The sequence below is a fragment of the Amycolatopsis sp. Hca4 genome, assembly GCF_013364075.1.
GTDB lineage: Bacteria > Actinomycetota > Actinomycetes > Mycobacteriales > Pseudonocardiaceae > Amycolatopsis.
On sequence record NZ_CP054925.1, the window covers coordinates 4,306,555 to 4,323,483 of the forward strand.

The following is a 16,929-nucleotide window of genomic DNA, read 5'->3' on the forward strand; positions in this document are numbered from 1 at the left end:
CTCTAGCGCTCACCCTCTCCGGCGGCTTCCGCGGCGGCCTCGGTCGTCTCGACCGAGACCTCGTCGTCGTCGAACAGCGGCCGGATGCCCCGGACCGCCATGATCTCGTCGTTGCCGGTGCCGGCCGCGACCATCGGCCACACCTGGGCATCCTTCCCCACGACGAAGTCGATCACGACGGGGCGGTCGTTGATTTCCATCGCGCGGCGGATGGTGGCGTCGACGTCTTCCTTCGTCTCGCACCGCAGGCCGGCGCAGCCCAGCGCCTCGGCCAGCAGCACGAAGTCCGGGATGCGGTGCTTGTGCGTGCCGAGGTCGGTGTTGGAGTACCGCTCCGAGTAGAAGAGGTTCTGCCACTGCCGGACCATGCCCAGGTTGCCGTTGTTGATGACGGCGACCTTGATCGGCGCGCCCTCGATGGCGCAGGTGGCCAGCTCCTGGTTGGTCATCTGGAAGCAGCCGTCGCCGTCGATCGCCCACACCTGCGTGTCCGGGACGCCGAACTGCGCGCCCATCGCGGCCGGCACGGCGTAGCCCATGGTGCCGAGGCCGCCGGAGTTGATCCAGGTGCGCGGGTTCTCGTACTTGACGAACTGCGCGGCCCACATCTGGTGCTGGCCGACACCGGCGGCGTAGACGGCGTCCGGGCCGACGATCTCGCCGATGCGCTCGATGACGTACTGCGGCGACAGCGAACCGTCGTCCGGCCACTCGTAGCCGGCCGGGTAGGTCTTGCGCCAGTCGTCGGCCTGGGTCCACCAGTCGGCCAGGTCCGGCTTGCCGCTGTGGTCGAACTCCGTCGTGACCGCGGTGATCAGCTCGCCGATGATCTCCTTGCAGTCGCCCACGATCGGCACGTCGGCCTTGCGGTTCTTGGAGATCTCGGCCGGGTCGATGTCGGCGTGCACGACCGCGGCGTCCGGCGCGAAGGAGGACAGCTGGCCGGTGACCCGGTCGTCGAACCGGGCGCCGAGCGCGATCAGCAGGTCGGCGCGCTGCATGGCGGCGACCGCGGCGACCGAGCCGTGCATGCCCGGCATGCCCAGGTGCTGCGGGTGCGAGTCGGGGAACGCGCCGCGCGCCATCAGCGTGGTGACGACCGGGATGTTGGTCAGCTCGGCGAGCTGCTTCAGCTGCTCGTGCGCCTCGGCCTTGATGACGCCGCCGCCGACGTAGAGCACCGGGCGCCGCGACTTCGCGATCAGCTTCGCGGCTTCGCGGACCTGCTTGCCGTGCGGGCGCAGCGTGGGGCGGTAGCCCGGCAGCCGCAGCTCCGTCGGCCAGGAGAACGAGGTCATCTCCTGCAGCACGTCCTTGGGGATGTCCACCAGGACCGGGCCGGGTCGGCCCGTCGCGGCCAGGTGGAACGCCTCGGCGATGGTCCGCGGGATGTCCGCGGGGTCGGTGACGAGGAAGTTGTGCTTGGTGATCGGCATCGTGATGCCGCAGATGTCGGCTTCCTGGAACGCGTCGGTGCCGATCAGCGCCCGGGACTGCTGGCCGGTGATGGCCACGACCGGGACCGAGTCCATGTTCGCGTCGGCGAGCGGGGTGACCAGGTTGGTCGCGCCCGGGCCCGAGGTGGCCATGCAGACGCCGACCTTGCCGGTGGCCTGCGCGTAGCCGGTGGCCGCGTGCCCGGCGCCCTGCTCGTGGCGGACCAGGACGTGGCGGACCTTCGTCGAGTCGAGCAGCGGGTCGTAGGCGGGCAGGATGGTGCCGCCCGGAATCCCGAAGACCACCTCGGCGCCGACGGCCTCGAGCGAGCGCACGAGGGACTGCGCGCCGGTGACGCGCACCGGCGTTCCCGCCGGTGGGGCCGGCTTCGGACGTGCTCCGGGCGTTCCGGGCGTCGGCCCGGGCTTCGCGTCGCTGCGCGACGTCGCACTGGTCATCGGATCTGCCTCGTGGGTCTCGGGTGTCACTCGTTCGGGTCGGTTCTGTGCGGTGGGGCCGGGAATTGCTTCCCTAGGGCAACAAAAAACCCTCGCCGACCGTAAGGTCGCACGAGGGTTCGCGCGTCGACGCAGCGGAAAGTCTTCCCTAAGCGTCGACGCGCTTGGGAAGTACGAGGCCGGTCAGCGGTGTCACGGCGACGACGCTAGACCGAACGCCGTGCGGGTGTCAACTCTGCGGGATGACGTGTCCGCATGGTGGACGTGGGTCACACCGGCGCGACCCGGGTTCGAGCCGCGCGTGCGCGCGGTGCACCATTTCCGCGTGGCCGAAAAACAGCAGGACGAAGGCCGGAAGGCCGTCTTCCGGATCCCGCGCACGTCCTTCATGGCGATCGCTCTCCTGACGATCTGCGTGACGCCGATCGCGCTCGGGGAGATCCCGTACCTGCAGTGGCTCTACATCTTCCCGATCGCGCTGGCGGTGTTCGTTATCCGCCACCGCACGGTCGCCACGCGGTCCGGACTGGCCGTCCGCACGGTGTTCGGCCACCGCGACATCCCGTGGTCGGCGCTCAAGGGGCTGGCGATCACGAAGAAGTCCCGCGTGCAGGCGGTGCTGCAGGACGACACGAAGGTGCCGCTGCCGACCGTGCGGACCCGGCACCTGCCGGTGCTGTCGCTGGTGAGCGAGGGTCTGGTCGCGGACCCGAGCGGGCAGCTGGCCCCCGAGGACATCAAGCCCGGCACGTCGACCGGCGAGTGACCCCGCGGCGGCCGACGGCGCAACCCGGTCCCCCACCCTCGACGGACGGGCTTGGCCCGACAGCGTAAATTGGTTCTACCAGTTTCGCCGGCCACCCTTTGACCTGGGAGTTCCCGTGCCGCCTCTCCGTTCCCGGACCACCACCCACGGCCGCAACGCGGCGGGCGCGCGCTCGCTCTGGCGCGCCACGGGCATGACCGACAGCGACTTCGGCAAGCCGATCGTCGCGATCGCCAACTCCTACACCCAGTTCGTGCCGGGCCACGTGCACCTGAAGGACCTCGGCGAGATCGTCGCCGAGGCGGTCAAGGAAGCCGGCGGCGTCGCCCGCGAGTTCCACACGATCGCCGTCGACGACGGCATCGCCATGGGGCACTCCGGGATGCTCTACTCGCTGCCCTCGCGCGAGATCATCGCCGACTCGGTGGAGTACATGGTCAACGCGCACCAGGCCGACGCGCTGGTGTGCATCTCCAACTGCGACAAGATCACCCCGGGCATGCTGAACGCGGCGATGCGCCTGAACATCCCGGTGGTGTTCGTCTCCGGCGGCCCGATGGAGGCAGGCAAGGCGGTCGTCGTGGGCGGCGTCGCGCAGGCCCCGACCGACCTGATCACGGCGATCGCGGCGTCGGCGAGCCCCGAGGTCGACGAGGACGGGCTGGCCGTCGTCGAGCGTTCGGCCTGCCCGACGTGCGGTTCGTGCTCCGGCATGTTCACCGCGAACTCGATGAACTGCCTCACCGAGGCCCTCGGTTTGTCGCTTCCCGGCAACGGCTCCACGCTGGCGACGCACGCCGCGCGCCGAGCGCTGTTCGAGGAGGCCGGCCGCACGGTCGTCGAGCTGTGCCGCCGCTGGTACGAAAACGACGACGAGTCGGTGCTGCCGCGTTCGATCGCGTCGAAGGCGGCGTTCGAGAACGCGATGGCCCTCGACATGGCGATGGGCGGCTCGACGAACACGGTGCTGCACATCCTCGCGGCCGCCCAGGAGGGCGAGGTCGACTTCACGATCGCCGACATCGACGCGATCGGCCGCCGCGTGCCGTGCCTGTCGAAGGTGGCGCCGAACTCGGACTACCACATGGAGGACGTCCACCGCGCGGGCGGAATCCCGGCGATCCTGGGCGAGTTGTACCGCGGCGGCCTGCTGAACACGGACGTGTGGTCGGTCCACTCGCCGGATCTGTCGTCGTGGCTTGCCGCCTGGGACATCCGGGCATCGTCGCCTTCTCCGGAGGCTGTGGAGCTCTTCCACGCGGCGCCGGGCGGGGTCCGCACGACGCAGGCGTTCTCGACGTCGAACCGCTGGTCGTCCCTGGACACGGATGCGGCGGAGGGCTGCATCAGGGACGTCGAGCACGCGTACACGAAGGACGGCGGCCTGGCGATCCTCCGCGGCAACCTGGCGGAGAACGGCGCGGTGATCAAGTCCGCGGGCATCGACGAGGACCTGTGGCACTTCGAGGGCCCGGCGCGGGTCCTGGAGAGCCAGGAGGAGGCGGTGTCGGCGATCCTGAAGAAGGAGATCCAGCCGGGCGAGGTCCTGGTGATCCGCTACGAAGGCCCGGCGGGCGGCCCGGGCATGCAGGAGATGCTCCACCCGACGGCGTTCCTGAAGGGCTCGGGCCTGGGCAAGAAGTGCGCGTTGATCACGGACGGCCGTTTTTCGGGCGGATCATCGGGCATTTCGGTGGGCCACATCAGCCCGGAGGCCGCGGCGGGCGGCTTGATCGGCCTGGTGGAGAACGGCGACCGAATCCTGCTGGACGTCCACGAGAGGCGCCTGGAGCTGCTGGTCGCCCCGGAGGTGCTGGCCGAGCGCCGCGCGAAGATGGAGGCGTCGGAGAGGCCGTGGCAGCCGAAGGAGCGCCAGCGCCCGGTGACGGCGGCGCTGCGCGCGTACGCCCGGATGGCGACCTCGGCGGACACGGGTGCGGTGCGGGACGTGAACAAGTAGGTCGGCTGTTTTCGAAGGCCGCCCCGGCTCGCCCGGGGCGGCCTTTTCCATGCCACAACAGGCCCCGCCGCTTGGGGGACCCCCGGATTCAACGTTACCGGCGCCCACCGACAAATCCGGGCCCGCGCGCCGCAGTTGTCCACAGCCCGGCACGAGCCGCCGAGTTGTCCACAGCCGCCGGGGGACCCCCGATTTCAACGTTACCGGCGCCCACCGACAGTTTCCGCCGCCACGGAAGCCGAAGCCACCCGATCGAGCCGCCCCAGCCCTACCGCGTCAAAACGATGACCACCACCGCCGCCGCGGCCGCCAGCAGCAGCGAAACCAGCCCCAGCGGCAACGGCCGTTTCCGCCAAGGCGTGTTCCGCTCCAGCGAAACCGGCCCCGCCCCGGTGAACAGCAGGCTCAACGCCGAAGCCGCCAGCAGCAGCTCGAACTCGAACCCCTGCCCGGAGCCCTCGAAGAACCCGCCGTGGAACTTCGCGTACACCGCGTTCGCCGCCACCCCCAGCAGACCCGCCGCGGCCAGCGGTGTGAACAGCCCGACGATCACCAGCACCCCGCCGCCCACCTCGGTGATGCCGGTGATCCACGCCAGCAGCGTCGTCTGCTTGTGGTACCCGAAGGTCTCCAGCACCCGCGCGAACCCGCCGATGCCCGGCCCGCCGAACAGGCCGAACAGGTGCTGCAGCCCGTGCGCGCCCATGGTCACGCCGAGCGCCAGCCGCAGGATCAGCAGGCCGAAGCCCAGCCCGCCCTGGCGCGGCGTGTCGTCCGACCGGTCGTCCTCGACGCCCGACAGGACGCTGGTGGGCTGCTGCGAAAAGTCGTCTCCACTGCTCACCCGCGCAGGTTAGGGGATCGCCGCGGGCCTGGCGAGCTCAGTATTCGCCGTGGACGAGGTTGTCGGGCAGCTCCCCGCCGGCGTACCGGGCGATCTCGGCCGCGGCGACGGCGTACGAACGGCCCCGGACCCCGCGCACGGCCCCGCCGACGTGCGGCGTCAGCAGCAGCCCCGGCGCCGTCCACAGCGGGTGCCCGGCGGGCGGCGGCTCGGGATCGGTCACGTCGAGGGCGGCCCGCAACCGGCCCGTGGTCAATTCGGCGACCAGGGCATCGGTGTCCACGACGGCGCCGCGCGCGACGTTGACCAGCACCGCTCCGTCGCGCATCCGGGCCAGGAACTCCGCGTCGACCATCCCGCGCGTCCGCGACGTCAGCGGCACCATCAGCACCACGACGTCGTGCAGTTCCAGGAGCCCTGGCAGCTCGCGCACGCCGTGCACGCCCTGCCGCGCGGTCATCCCGACCATCGTGCAGCGCGCGTCGAACGGCTCGAGCCGCCGCCGCAGGTGCTGCCCGAGGTCGCCGGCGCCGATGATGAGCACGCGCTTGCCCTGCAGCGTGTCCGCCGTCTGCCGCTCCCACCGGCCTTCGCGCTGCGCCGCGGCGAAGACGTCCAGCTTCCGGTACATCGACAGCAGCGCGGCGACGACCCACTCGGCCGAACTCCCGCCGTGCGCGCCGCGGCAGGTGGAGAGCAGGACGCCGTCGGGCACCTTGCCCACCCAGTCCTCGGCGCCGGCGGACAGCAGCTGGATCAGCTTCAGGTTCGGCACCGTGCGCCACAGCTGCTCGCCGGGCGGGTGCTTGCCGGGGATGAGCACCTCGGCCTTCCCGGCTTCGGGCGGCACCGGCTCGCCCCACTGGTAGCGCACGGGCAGGACCCGCGGGACCTCGGCGAGCACGGTCATGCCCTCGTCGTCGGGCACCAGCACGGTCAGCGTCATGATCTCCAACGTAATCGAGGAGTACTCACCCATGGTTCACGCACCGGCACCTAGGCTGGGGGATCATGCGCACCCGCTACCGCTCGGCCCTGCTCGCGATCGTGGCCTGCGGCGTCCTGCTGCCCGCCGGGTGCGCGCGGTTCGACGACACCGCGGCGGGCCAGACGTTCAGCCCCGCGCCCGTCCCCAGCCCCGAGTCGCCGCCCGAGGTCCAGGGCCCCGGCGCGGACTCCGGCAGCGACGGCAAGCAGGTCCGCCCCGGTGGGACGGCCGCGCCGGTGCCGCCACCGCAGGGCTGCAAGGACTTCGATCCGTCGGTGATCGCGACGTGTCAGGACACGGTCGCCGCGGTGGCTGGCCTGCCGGGTGACGGCTCCACGCCGAGCGCGCTCGCCGGCGAGCGCAAGAGCGGTCGCGTGCTGCTCGCGACCGGCGGCAAGGACGCGACGGACTTCGCGAAGCTCGACGTCGAGGCGGCGGGTGACGGCGGCCTGACCGGCCTGGCGCTGTCGCCGTCGTACGTCGAGGACCAGCTGGTCTTCGCCTACATCACGACCGCGACCGACAACCGCGTGGTGCGCTTCGCCCAGGGCCAGGCGCCGAAGCCGGTGCTCACCGGCATCCCGAAGGGCGCGTCCGGCAACCGCGGCACGATCGGCACCGACAACCGGGGCGCCCTGCTCGTGGCGACCGGCGACGCGGGCGACCCGGGGGCCGCGGCCAACCCGAGCTCCCTCGCCGGGAAGCTGCTGCGGATCGACACCTCCGGCAAGGCCGCGGCGAGCAACCCGAACGGGGCGCTCGTGGTGGCGGCCGGCCTGCACGCCCCGGGCGGGGTCTGCGCGTCGGCCGACGGCGGCCGCGTGTGGGTCACCGATCGCCTGGCCGACAAGGACGCCCTCTACCGGGTCCAGGCCGGGAAGCCGCTGTCGACGCCGGCGTGGACGTGGCCGGACAAGCCGGGTGTCGCGGGCTGCGCCGACTTCGTCGACGCCAACGGCTCGCTCTCGGTCGGCACGTCGCTGGCCGGCAACCTCCAGAACCTGCCGGTCACCCCCGACGGCGCGATCAGCGGCAAGCCGACGGTGAGCCTCGACGGCAAGACCGGCAAGCCGCCGGTGACGTACGGGCGGCTCGCCGGCATGAGCATGATCAACCCGCAGCTGGCGGTGGCGGGCACGGTCAACAAGGACGGCGGCCACCCGGTCTCCAGCGACGACCGCGTCGTGCTGATCACCCCGGCCACGTCCGGCGGCGGCAACGGCCGGGACTAGGCGAGGGGCTTCAGCTCCACCCGCCGTCCCTCGGCCGACGACGTCAGCCCGGCCTCGGCCACCTGCAGCCCGCGGGCGGCGGAGAAGAAGTCGTAGCGGTGCTGCCGCCCGGCGACGACGTCCCGGACGAACTCCTCCCACTGCGCCTTGAAGCCGTTGTCGAACTCGGCGTTGTCCGGGACCTCCTGCCACTGGTCGCGGAAGGGTTCGGTGGCCGGCAGGTCCGGGTTCCACACCGGCTTGGGCGTCGCCGAGCGGTGCTGGACGCGGCAGCGCCGCAGCCCGGCGACCGCGCTGCCCTCGGTGCCGTCGACCTGGAATTCGACCAGCTCGTCGCGGAAGACGCGCGTCGACCACGACGAGTTGATCTGCGCGATGACCCCCGACTCGAGCTCGAAGATCCCGTACGCGGCGTCGTCCGCCGTCGCGGCGTACGCCTGGCCCTGCTCGTCCCAGCGGCGCGGGATGTGCGTCACCGCCTTCGCCGTCACCGCCGAGACGTGGCCGAAGAGGTTCTCGAGCACGTAGTTCCAGTGGCAGAACATGTCGAGCACGATCCCGCCGCCGTCCTCGGCGCGGTAGTTCCAGCTCGGGCGCTGCGCGTCCTGCCAGTCGCCCTCGAACACCCAGTAGCCGAACTCGCCGCGCACCGACAGAACCCGCCCGAAGAACCCGCCGTCGACCAGCCGGCGCAGCTTCAGCAGGCCCGGCAGGAACAGCTTGTCGTGGACGACGCCGTGGCAGATCCCGGCGTCCCGGGCGAGCCCGGCCAGCTCCAGCGCCGATGTCAGTTTTTCGGCAAGGGGCTTCTCGGCGTAGACGTGCTTGCCCGCGGCGATCGCCGCCCGCACCGACGGCTCGCGCGCCGACGTCAGCTGCGCGTCGAAGTAGACGTCGACGTCCTGCAGCGCGGAATCGGCGTCGGTGGTCCAGGCGGTCAGGCCGTGCCGGTCGGCGAGGTCCTTGAGCTTCGCGGCGTTGCGCCCGGCGAGGACCGGCTCGAGCTGCACGCGGCTGCCGTCCGGCAGGGCGACGCCGCCCTGTTCGCGGATCGACAGGACCGACCGGAGCAGGTGCTGCCGGTAGCCCATCCGGCCCGTGACCCCGTTGAGCAGCACTCCGATGCTGGACTGGTTCATCACTGCACGCCTTCCTGGTCGAGCGGGATGTCGTATTCGGCGCGGCGGCCGCACATGCCGTAGCCGTCCGGGTTCGACGGCGTCGCGACCCGCAGGCCGGACCCCTCGAGGTGGCTCCCGTCACCGTCGGCGAGGGCCTTCAGCTGCGCACCGGTCAGTTCGGCGGCCCGCAACGCCCCGGCCCGCCAGCGCGGTACCCACTCTGCGACCTTCGGCGCGACGAGCGCGACGGCCGCCCGGTGGAACGCGCGCAGCGGTCCGGAGTCGCCGTCCCCCATCGCCTCACGCAGCGGCAAATACCCACCGACGGCGAGCTCCCGACGACGGCCACCCGTAAGCGCTTTCCCTGAGCCACCCCGGGTCTCCCTCCACGGTTCCGGCGCACCAGCAGCACCGACCCACACGGCCCGCCAACCCACGGGCAACGAGAACGTCCGCGGCCGGGCTGCGCGCCTCCCCGACCGTCTCAGAAAGCGCTTTCTCACGCAACGGGCGACCACGATGTCAACGTTGTCAGCGACCGCGATCCACCGGTCGGACGACTGCTCAACCCAGCCGCAGTTTGCCCGCGGTGAGCTCCTCATGAAAGCGCCGCTTGATCACTTCGTGGCGAGGTCCGCGGAGATGCCCCCTACACGGCCGGGAGATCAGCCGCTCTTGTTGCGAGCCTTCCGCGGCTGCCGGCTTTCGGCCCGCATCGCCCGCATGTCCTGAAAAGCGGCAACCCCCGAAACCAGCGCCGCGAGCAGCCCCAGGTACCGGCCGAGGCCGGGCCGGATGGCAACTCCGGCGGCCTCGAAGATCCCGCGTTGGTCGGCGTCGAACTCCCAGTCCAGGGTGACCCACCCGAGCACCATCAGCAGCAGCGACGCGGCGGCGACCACCAGCCACAGCTGCGGCAGGCCGCTGACCCGCAGGGTCCGGATTCGCCCGAAAACGACCACGACCAGCCCGGCCAGCAGCAACGGCAGCGGCGGGCACCAGGCGAAGAAGCTCGAGTGCCACGCGTCGCGGACGACGTCACCCCGGGGCAGCTGCGCGAAGATGTCTTCGATGTCCGACCTGGTCGCGGTCAGCGTGGTCCACGGCAGGAACGTCGAGCCCAGCGCGAGCAGCCCGGCCGCCAGGCCGAGCCACTCGCGCCAGGTGACGCTTTTGACGAATCCCGGCTTTGTCATGAAAACGGTCAGGAACCGACCCGCTCGATGATCAGCTCGCGGACCCGCTTGGCATCGGCCTGTCCCTTGGTCGCCTTCATGACCGCGCCGACGATGGCACCCGCCGCGGCGACCTTGCCGCCGCGGATCTTGTCCGCGACGTCCGGCTGTGCCGCGAGGGCCTCGTCGATCGCCGCGAGCAGCGCCGAGTCGTCCGAGACGACCTTCAGCCCACGCTTCTCCACGACGTCCCGCGGCTCGCCCTCGCCGGCGAGCACGCCCTGGACGACCTCCTTGGCGAGCTTGTTCGTCAGCTCGCCGGACGACACGAGCCCGATCACCTCGGCGACCTGCTTCGGCGTGATCGCCAGGTCGGTCAGCTCGACCTCGCGCGCGTTCGCCTCCTGGGCGAGGGTGTTGACCCACCAGCCGCGCGCCTCGTCCGGGGTCGCGCCGGCCTCGACGGTAGCCGCGACGAGGTCGACGGCACCGACGTTCAGCAGGTCACGCAGGGCCTCGTCGGAAAGCGACCATTCCTGCTGGATCCGCTTCCGCCGTTCCGAGGGCATCTCCGGCAGCGTCCCGCGGAGTTCCTCGACCCACTCGCGCGACGGCGCGATCGGGACCAGGTCGGGCTCCGGGAAGTACCGGTAGTCCTCGGCGGTCTCCTTCGTCCGGCCCGGCGACGTGGTGCCGTCGGCCTCCTGGAAGTGCCGCGTCTCCTGCTTGATCGAACCGCCCTCGGCGAGGATCGCCGCCTGCCGCGTCATCTCGTAGCGGACGGCGCGCTCGACGCTGCGCAGCGAGTTGACGTTCTTCGTCTCGGTGCGCGTCCCGAACTCGGTCGCGTCCTTCGCCATCAGCGAGACGTTCGCGTCGCACCGCAGCGAGCCCTGGTCCATCCGGACGTCGGAGACGTCGAGCGCGCGAAGCAGGTCGCGCAACGCGCTCACGTAGGCCCGCGCGACCTCGGGCGCCCGCTCACCCGTGCCTTCGATCGGCTTCGTCACGATTTCGATCAGAGGTACGCCGGCCCGGTTGTAGTCGAGCAGCGAGTGCTCGGCACCGTGGATCCGCCCGGTGGCGCCGCCGACGTGCAGCGACTTGCCGGTGTCCTCCTCCATGTGCGCGCGCTCGATCTCCACGCGCACGACCTCGCCGTCGTCGAGGGTGACGTCGAGGTAGCCGTTGAAGGCGATCGGCTCGTCGTACTGCGAGGTCTGGAAGTTCTTCGGCATGTCCGGGTAGAAGTAGTTCTTCCGCGCGAACCGGCACCACTCGGCGATCTCGCAGTTCAGCGCCAGGCCGATCCGGATCGCGCCCTCGACGGCCTTGCCGTTGACGACCGGCAGCGCCCCGGGAAGGCCGAGACAGGTCGGGCAGACCTTTGTGTTCGGCTCGCCGCCGAACTCGTTCGGGCAGCCGCAGAACATCTTCGTGTTCGTGTTCAGCTCGACGTGGACCTCGAGCCCGAGCACCGGGTCGAACCGCTCGACGACGTCGGCGTAGTCCATCAACTCGGCCACGGCAGTCACTTCGTTCCTCCCAGCTCCGGGACCTTGTGGATGAGCGCCCCGCCGGCGGCGGCGTCGCGGGCGGCCTCGTAGGCGGCGCCGACCCGGTAGAGCCGGTCGTCGGCGAGCGCCGGGGCCATGATCTGCAGCCCGACCGGCAGCCCGTCCTCGTCCGACAGTCCGCTCGGCACGCTCATCGCGGCGTTGCCGGCCAGGTTCGACGGGATCGTGCACAGGTCTGCGAGGTACATCGCCATCGGGTCGTCGACGCGCTCGCCGATCTTGAACGCCGTGGTCGGCGTCGTGGGCGAAACGAGGACATCGACCTGCTCGAAGGCGGCGTCGAAGTCACGCGTGATGAGCGTGCGCACCTTCTGCGCCGAGCCGTAGTAGGCGTCGTAGTAGCCGGACGACAACGCGTAGGTGCCCAGCATGATCCGCCGCTTGACCTCGGCGCCGAAGCCCTTTTCACGGGTGAGCGACATGACCTCTTCGGCGCTGTGCGTGCCGTCGTCGGCGACGCGCAGGCCGTAGCGCATGGCGTCGAACCGCGCGAGGTTCGACGAGCACTCGCTCGGCGCGATCAGGTAGTAGGCGGGCAGCGCGTAGACGAAATTCGGACAAGACACCTCGACGACGTCGGCGCCGAGCGCACGCAGCTGCTCCACCGCGGCCTGGAACGACCGCAGCACGCCGGCCTGGTAGCCGTCGCCGCCGAACTCCTTCACCACGCCGACCTTGACGCCCTTCAAGTCACCGGTCGCGCCCTGACGCGCCGCGGCGACGACGGGCGGCACCGGCGCGTCGATCGACGTCGAGTCCCGCGGGTCGTACCCGGCGATGACCTCGTGCAGCAGGGCGGCGTCGAGCACCGTCCGCGCGCACGGCCCGGCCTGGTCGAGCGAGGACGAAAATGCGACCAGCCCGTACCGCGACACCCCGCCGTAGGTCGGCTTGACCCCGACGGTCCCGGTGACGGCCCCCGGCTGCCGGATCGACCCACCGGTGTCGGTGCCGATGGCGATGGCGGCCTCGAACGCCGCGATCGACGCCGACGAGCCACCGCCCGACCCGCCCGGGATGCGGGCGTGGTCCCACGGGTTGTGCGTCGGTCCGTACGCGGAGTTCTCGGTCGACGACCCCATGGCGAACTCGTCCATGTTCGTCTTGCCGAGGATGACGACACCGGCCTCGCGCAGCTTGCGCGTCACGGTCGCGTCGTACGGCGGCAACCAGCCTTCGAGCGTTTTCGAACCACAGGTGGTCGGCACGCCCTCGGTGGTCAGCACGTCCTTGAGCGCGAGCGGCACGCCGGCCAGCGGCGACGCGGGCGCCTGGCCCTCGGCGAGGCCCTCGTCGACCTTCTTGGCCGCGGCCAGCGCGCCCTCGGTGTCGACGTGCAGGAACGCGTGGATGTGGTCGTCGACCTCGGCGATCCGGTCCAGGTGGGCCTGCGTGACCTCGACCGCGGACACCTCGCGCGAGTGAATCTTCCCCGCCAGCTCCGCGGCGGTCAGCTTGATGAGCTCGCTCACTGCTCTTCCCCCAGAATCCGCGGCACCCGGAACCGGCCGTCTTCGGCGGCCGGCGCACCGGCCAGCGCCTGCTGCTGCGTGAGCCCGGGGACGACGACGTCCTGTCGGAAAACGTTCGTCAGCGGCACGGCGTGCGATGTGGGCGGCACGTCGGCGGCGGCGACCTCGCTCACCTTGGCCACCGAGTCCAGGATATGGTCGAGCTGGCCGGCGAAGACGTCGATCTCGTCGTCGGTCACGGCCAGCCTGGCCAGCTTCGCGAGGTGCGCGACCTCGTCTCGGGAAATGTTGGGCACGCGGGTGACTCCCGGGTTGTGCTGTGCGGGTTGTCTCGGAAGCTGCAAGTCTATGGTGGCGGCGCGGGCGGACTCGACTGGGTTACGCCCGGCGCAGGCCGGCTGCCGTCCGGCGACGCTCACATCCCGCCCGGCGGACAGCAGGTCCCGCGAGCCGGTTGGGTCTGTCACAATCGGCGACCGGCATCGAGCGTCCCACGGCAAGGCTGGGACGCCAGAGGTGAGAGGGGCGCGTGGTGTCGTTCCTGATCCGGGTCCTCCTTCCGGACAGCCCGGGGACCCTCGGCGCGGTCGCCACGGCGCTCGGCACGGTAGGCGCCGACATCCTCAGCGTGGACGTCGTCGAACGCGGCAACGGGACCGCCGTCGACGACCTGGTCGTCGAGCTCCCGTCGGGCCGCCTGCCCGACGCGCTGATCACGGCAGCCGAGAGCGTCGAAGGCGTCGAAGTGGACGCGGTCCGTCCCTACGCGGGCGTCCTGGACACGCACCGGGAGCTCGAGCTCGTCGAGGAGATCGCCGCGCAGCCGAAGTCCGGCCTCGACATCCTCGCCGAGGGTGTCCCCCGCATCGTGCGCGCCGGCTGGGCGATGATCGTCGAGCATTCGGAGACCGGCGCGATCCGGCTGGCGTCGTCCAGCGCGGCCCCGGAGACGCCGATCACCGACCTGCCGTGGCTGCCGCTCGAGCGCGCGACGGTCCTCGACAGCGAAGAGGCGTGGATCCCGGAGACCTGGAAGGAGCTCGGCACCGAGCTCGCCGCGACCCCGCTCGGCAAGCCGGGCAAGGCGCTGCTCGTCGCCCGCCCCGGCGGCCCGAACTTCCGCGCCGCCGAGGTCGCCCGGCTCACCCACCTCGCCGGCATCGTCGCGGTCGTCCTGGACGGCTGACACTCACTCGTCGCCGAAAGGGACGGGCCCCTCGGGGTCCGTCCCTTTCTCGACAAAGCCCAGGTCAGACGTCGATCTGGTAGGCGATGAGCGTGATGTGCGGAAACGGCCGCCAGTCCCGCTCGGCCAGGCGCGTGAACCCGAGGCGCTCGTAGAGCCGATGCGCGCTGCGCATCCGCTCGAGGCTGCTCAGCACCACTTTCCGGAGTCCCAGCGCGCGAGCCCGCTCGAACACGGCGTTGATCAGCGCCTCGCCGATTCCGCGACCACGCGCCGACGGGGCCACCGCCAGCATCCGGAACTCCAGCTCGCCCGGGCGCGAGATCTCCGCGAACTCGGAGCCCGGGAGCACGATGGTCACGGTGCCGACCACCTTCCCCGTGCCGTCCACGGCGACGAGGACCTCAGCCTCCTCGGCCCTCCGCGCGACGTCGCGGAGCGTCGCGTCGTAGCCGACGTCGTCGGCCAAGTGACCATCGGCCTCGTACGCCAGCACCGTGACCTCCCCCGCGGGGGCGTATTCCTCGGGCCGTGGTGGGCGGATCTCGACGTCACTCATCCTCTCCCCCAGTCTCTTCTTCGGCGGTTTCGTCGCCGGCCGGCAGCGCCACCTCCCGCGCCGCGTCGGGGCCCTGCTCCAGCAGGACGCGAAAGCCGGCTTCGTCGAGCACGGGCACTTTGAGCTGGATCGCCTTGTCGTATTTCGAACCAGGCGAGTCCCCGACGACGACGAACGCGGTCTTCTTCGAGACCGACCCGGCGGCCTTGCCGCCGCGGGCCATGATGACCTCCTTGGCCTCGTCGCGCGAGAACCCGTCGAGCGAGCCCGTCACCACGATCGACAGCCCCTCGAGGTTGCGCGGGATGGAGTCGTCGCGCTCCTCCTCCATCCGCACCCCGGCGCGTCGCCACTTTTCGACGATCTCCCGGTGCCAGCCGACCTCGAACCACTCCCGAGTGGCACGGGCGATGGTCGGGCCGACGCCGTCGACGTCCGCGAGCTCCTCCTCGGTCGCCTCCTCGATGCGCTCGATCGAGCCGAACTCGCGCGCCAGCGCCTGCGCCGCGGTCGGCCCGACGTGCCGGATCGACAAAGCGACCAGCACCTTCCACAGCGGCCGGTCCTTCGCCACCTCGAGGTTGGCGAGCAGCTTCCGCGCGTTCGCCGAGAGCTCGCCGGCCTTGGTGCGGAAGAGTTCGACCTCGGCGAGGCTGTCCTCGTCGAGGTCGAAGACATCGCCTTCGTCGGCGATCACCCGCGCGTCGAGCAGCGCGGCCGCCGCCTCGTACCCGAGGACCTCGATGTCGAAGGCGCCGCGGCCGGCCAGGCTGAACAGGCGTTCCCGCAGCTGCGCCGGGCAGAAGCGGCTGTTCGGGCAGCGGATGTCCTTGTCGCCTTCCTTCTGGTAGGCGAGTTCGGTACCGCAAGCCGGGCAATGAGTAGGCATGACGAACTCGCGTTCGTCACCGGTCCGCGCGTCCACCACCGGCCCAAGGACCTCGGGGATGACGTCACCGGCCTTGCGGATGACGATCCGGTCGCCGATGAGCACGCCCTTGCGCTTGACCTCTTCCTGGTTGTGCAGAGTGGCGCGCGCGACGGTCGACCCGGCGACCTTGACCGGCTCCGTGACGGCGAACGGGGTCACCCGCCCGGTCCGCCCGACGTTTACCTGGATGTCCAGCAGCGTCGTGATGGCTTCTTCGGGCGGGTACTTGTACGCGATCGCCCACCGCGGCGCGCGCGACGTCGTGCCGAGCCGCCGTTGCAACGCCACCCTGTCGACTTTGATGACCACGCCGTCGATCTCATGCTCGGCGTCGTGCCGGTGTTCACCCCAGTAGGTGATGTGCGCGGTGAGTTCGTCGGCCGACGTCAAAACCTTGCTGTGCGGCGATACCGGCAGCCCCCACGCCGCCAGAGCGTCGTACGCCTCCGACTGACGCTGGGGCTCGAAACCTTCGCGCTTGCCGAGCCCGTGGCAGATCAACCTCAGCCGCCGCTCACGCGTGATCTTCGGATCCTTCTGCCGCAGCGAGCCGGCCGCTGTGTTGCGCGGGTTCGCGTACGGCGGCTTGCCCGCTTCGACCATCTTTGCGTTCAGCTCGAGGAAGTCCTCGACGCGGAAGTAGACCTCGCCACGCACCTCGACCAGCGCGGGCACCGGAAATTGGTCGGTGCCGGTCAGCGTCTCCGGGACCTGGTCGAGCGTGCGGACATTGAGCGTGACGTCCTCGCCGGTCCGGCCGTCACCGCGGGTGAGGGCCCGGGTCAGGTGGCCGTTTTCGTACAGGAGGTTGATCGCCAACCCGTCGATCTTCAGCTCGGCCAGGAACTCGGTCTGCCCGACCTCCTTCTCGACACGTTCCACCCAAGCCAGGAATTCGTCCTGGTCGAACACGTTGTCCAGGCTGAGCATGCGCTCGAGGTGGTCGTACGCGGTGAACTCGGTCGAGAACGTGCCTCCGACCCGCTGGCTCGGCGAATCGGGCGTGACCAGCCCGGGGTACTGGTCCTCGAGCTGCTGCAGTTCGCCCAGCAGCTCGTCGAACTGCCCGTCGGAGATGATCGGCGAATCCAGGACGTAGTAGCGGAACTGGTGGTTGCGCAGTTCCTCGGCGAGGGCGCCGTGCCGCTCACGCACGTCGGCCGGGACGTCGGTCACGTCCTCGGCGCTCTGGTCCTGGGGAAGGTCGGTGCTGCTCACGGGTG

At 70.9% G+C, this 16,929-nt stretch carries 14 protein-coding genes and 1 pseudogene; 4 read left to right on the forward strand and 11 right to left on the reverse strand.

All coding sequences use genetic code 11. From position 1 onward, the window contains the following. Window positions 1-2: 2 nt before the first annotated feature. Window positions 3-1,895 (reverse strand): acetolactate synthase large subunit, encoded by a 1,893-nt coding sequence (locus HUT10_RS18740; RefSeq protein ID WP_176172397.1) that lies wholly within the window; start codon window positions 1,893-1,895, stop codon window positions 3-5. A 325-nt stretch (window positions 1,896-2,220) separates the two neighbouring features. On the opposite strand from HUT10_RS18740, the gene HUT10_RS18745 reads away from it, so the two are divergent. Together HUT10_RS18745 and ilvD are read left to right on the forward strand one after the other, a co-directional pair. Beyond that, window positions 2,221-2,661, forward strand: coding sequence for a PH domain-containing protein (locus HUT10_RS18745; RefSeq protein WP_176172398.1), 441 nt, complete (start codon window positions 2,221-2,223; stop codon window positions 2,659-2,661). Window positions 2,662-2,776: 115 nt separating this feature from the next. Continuing rightward, entirely contained in the window at window positions 2,777-4,621 is a 1,845-nt protein-coding gene (gene ilvD, locus HUT10_RS18750) for a dihydroxy-acid dehydratase (protein WP_176172399.1), read from the forward strand. 268 nt (window positions 4,622-4,889) lie between these two features. Here the strand turns inward: ilvD and HUT10_RS18755 are convergent, their stop codons facing one another. Continuing rightward, complete coding sequence (locus tag HUT10_RS18755; RefSeq protein ID WP_176172400.1) at window positions 4,890-5,465, reverse strand: DoxX family membrane protein; 576 nt, start codon at window positions 5,463-5,465, stop codon at window positions 4,890-4,892. A gap of 37 nt (window positions 5,466-5,502) precedes the next feature. Then, window positions 5,503-6,411, reverse strand: a complete 909-nt coding sequence (locus HUT10_RS18760; protein WP_176172401.1) for a 2-hydroxyacid dehydrogenase — start codon at window positions 6,409-6,411, stop codon at window positions 5,503-5,505. A gap of 65 nt (window positions 6,412-6,476) precedes the next feature. Here HUT10_RS18760 and HUT10_RS18765 point away from each other — a divergent pair, with 65 nt between their 5' ends. Continuing rightward, complete coding sequence (locus HUT10_RS18765) at window positions 6,477-7,685, forward strand: sorbosone dehydrogenase family protein (RefSeq protein WP_176172402.1); 1,209 nt, start codon at window positions 6,477-6,479, stop codon at window positions 7,683-7,685. Here HUT10_RS18765 and HUT10_RS18770 read toward each other — a convergent pair. The 6 genes and pseudogenes from HUT10_RS18770 to gatC form a co-directional block, all read right to left on the reverse strand. After that, entirely contained in the window at window positions 7,682-8,824 is a 1,143-nt protein-coding gene (locus HUT10_RS18770) for a Gfo/Idh/MocA family protein (RefSeq protein ID WP_176172403.1), read from the reverse strand. The genes HUT10_RS18765 and HUT10_RS18770 overlap by 4 nt on opposite strands. Continuing rightward, window positions 8,824-9,150, reverse strand: a pseudogene (locus HUT10_RS18775) (cupin); the annotation flags it as partial. The pseudogene HUT10_RS18775 and the gene HUT10_RS18770, both read right to left, overlap by 1 nt. A gap of 321 nt (window positions 9,151-9,471) precedes the next feature. Then, window positions 9,472-10,002: a hypothetical protein gene (locus tag HUT10_RS18780; protein ID WP_176172404.1), complete on the reverse strand. Its 531-nt coding sequence runs from the start codon at window positions 10,000-10,002 to the stop codon at window positions 9,472-9,474. Between the two features lie 8 nt (window positions 10,003-10,010). After that, window positions 10,011-11,516: an Asp-tRNA(Asn)/Glu-tRNA(Gln) amidotransferase subunit GatB gene (gene gatB / locus HUT10_RS18785; protein WP_176172405.1), complete on the reverse strand. Its 1,506-nt coding sequence runs from the start codon at window positions 11,514-11,516 to the stop codon at window positions 10,011-10,013. Continuing rightward, window positions 11,513-13,030, reverse strand: a complete 1,518-nt coding sequence (gene gatA / locus HUT10_RS18790; RefSeq protein ID WP_176172406.1) for an Asp-tRNA(Asn)/Glu-tRNA(Gln) amidotransferase subunit GatA — start codon at window positions 13,028-13,030, stop codon at window positions 11,513-11,515. Before gatA ends, gatB begins: the two co-directional genes overlap by 4 nt. Next, complete coding sequence (gene gatC / locus HUT10_RS18795) at window positions 13,027-13,326, reverse strand: Asp-tRNA(Asn)/Glu-tRNA(Gln) amidotransferase subunit GatC (protein ID WP_176172407.1); 300 nt, start codon at window positions 13,324-13,326, stop codon at window positions 13,027-13,029. Before gatC ends, gatA begins: the two co-directional genes overlap by 4 nt. Window positions 13,327-13,562: 236 nt before the next feature. Here gatC and HUT10_RS18800 point away from each other — a divergent pair, with 236 nt between their 5' ends. Beyond that, window positions 13,563-14,216 (forward strand): amino acid-binding protein, encoded by a 654-nt coding sequence (locus HUT10_RS18800; protein ID WP_176177898.1) that lies wholly within the window; start codon window positions 13,563-13,565, stop codon window positions 14,214-14,216. Window positions 14,217-14,280: 64 nt separating this feature from the next. Here the strand turns inward: HUT10_RS18800 and HUT10_RS18805 are convergent, their stop codons facing one another. Together HUT10_RS18805 and ligA are read right to left on the reverse strand one after the other, a co-directional pair. Then, the gene (locus HUT10_RS18805) at window positions 14,281-14,775 is read right to left on the reverse strand and encodes a GNAT family N-acetyltransferase (protein WP_176172408.1); all 495 of its coding nucleotides are present in this window, start codon (window positions 14,773-14,775) and stop codon (window positions 14,281-14,283) included. After that, complete coding sequence (gene ligA, locus HUT10_RS18810; RefSeq protein WP_176172409.1) at window positions 14,768-16,924, reverse strand: NAD-dependent DNA ligase LigA; 2,157 nt, start codon at window positions 16,922-16,924, stop codon at window positions 14,768-14,770. Before ligA ends, HUT10_RS18805 begins: the two co-directional genes overlap by 8 nt. Between the last annotated feature and the right edge of the window lie 5 nt (window positions 16,925-16,929).

What these genes read in the sequence shown, in the direction of transcription:
- HUT10_RS18740 (WP_176172397.1), bottom strand. Translation starts at nt 1,895, where the DNA reads ATGACCAGTGCGACGTCGCGCAGCGACGCGAAGCCCGGGCCGACGCCC.
- HUT10_RS18760 (WP_176172401.1), bottom strand. Translation starts at nt 6,411, where the DNA reads ATGACGCTGACCGTGCTGGTGCCCGACGACGAGGGCATGACCGTGCTC.
- HUT10_RS18765 (WP_176172402.1), top strand. Translation starts at nt 6,477, where the DNA reads ATGCGCACCCGCTACCGCTCGGCCCTGCTCGCGATCGTGGCCTGCGGC.
- HUT10_RS18770 (WP_176172403.1), bottom strand. Translation starts at nt 8,824, where the DNA reads ATGAACCAGTCCAGCATCGGAGTGCTGCTCAACGGGGTCACGGGCCGG.
- HUT10_RS18780 (WP_176172404.1), bottom strand. Translation starts at nt 10,002, where the DNA reads ATGACAAAGCCGGGATTCGTCAAAAGCGTCACCTGGCGCGAGTGGCTC.
- HUT10_RS18805 (WP_176172408.1), bottom strand. Translation starts at nt 14,775, where the DNA reads ATGAGTGACGTCGAGATCCGCCCACCACGGCCCGAGGAATACGCCCCC.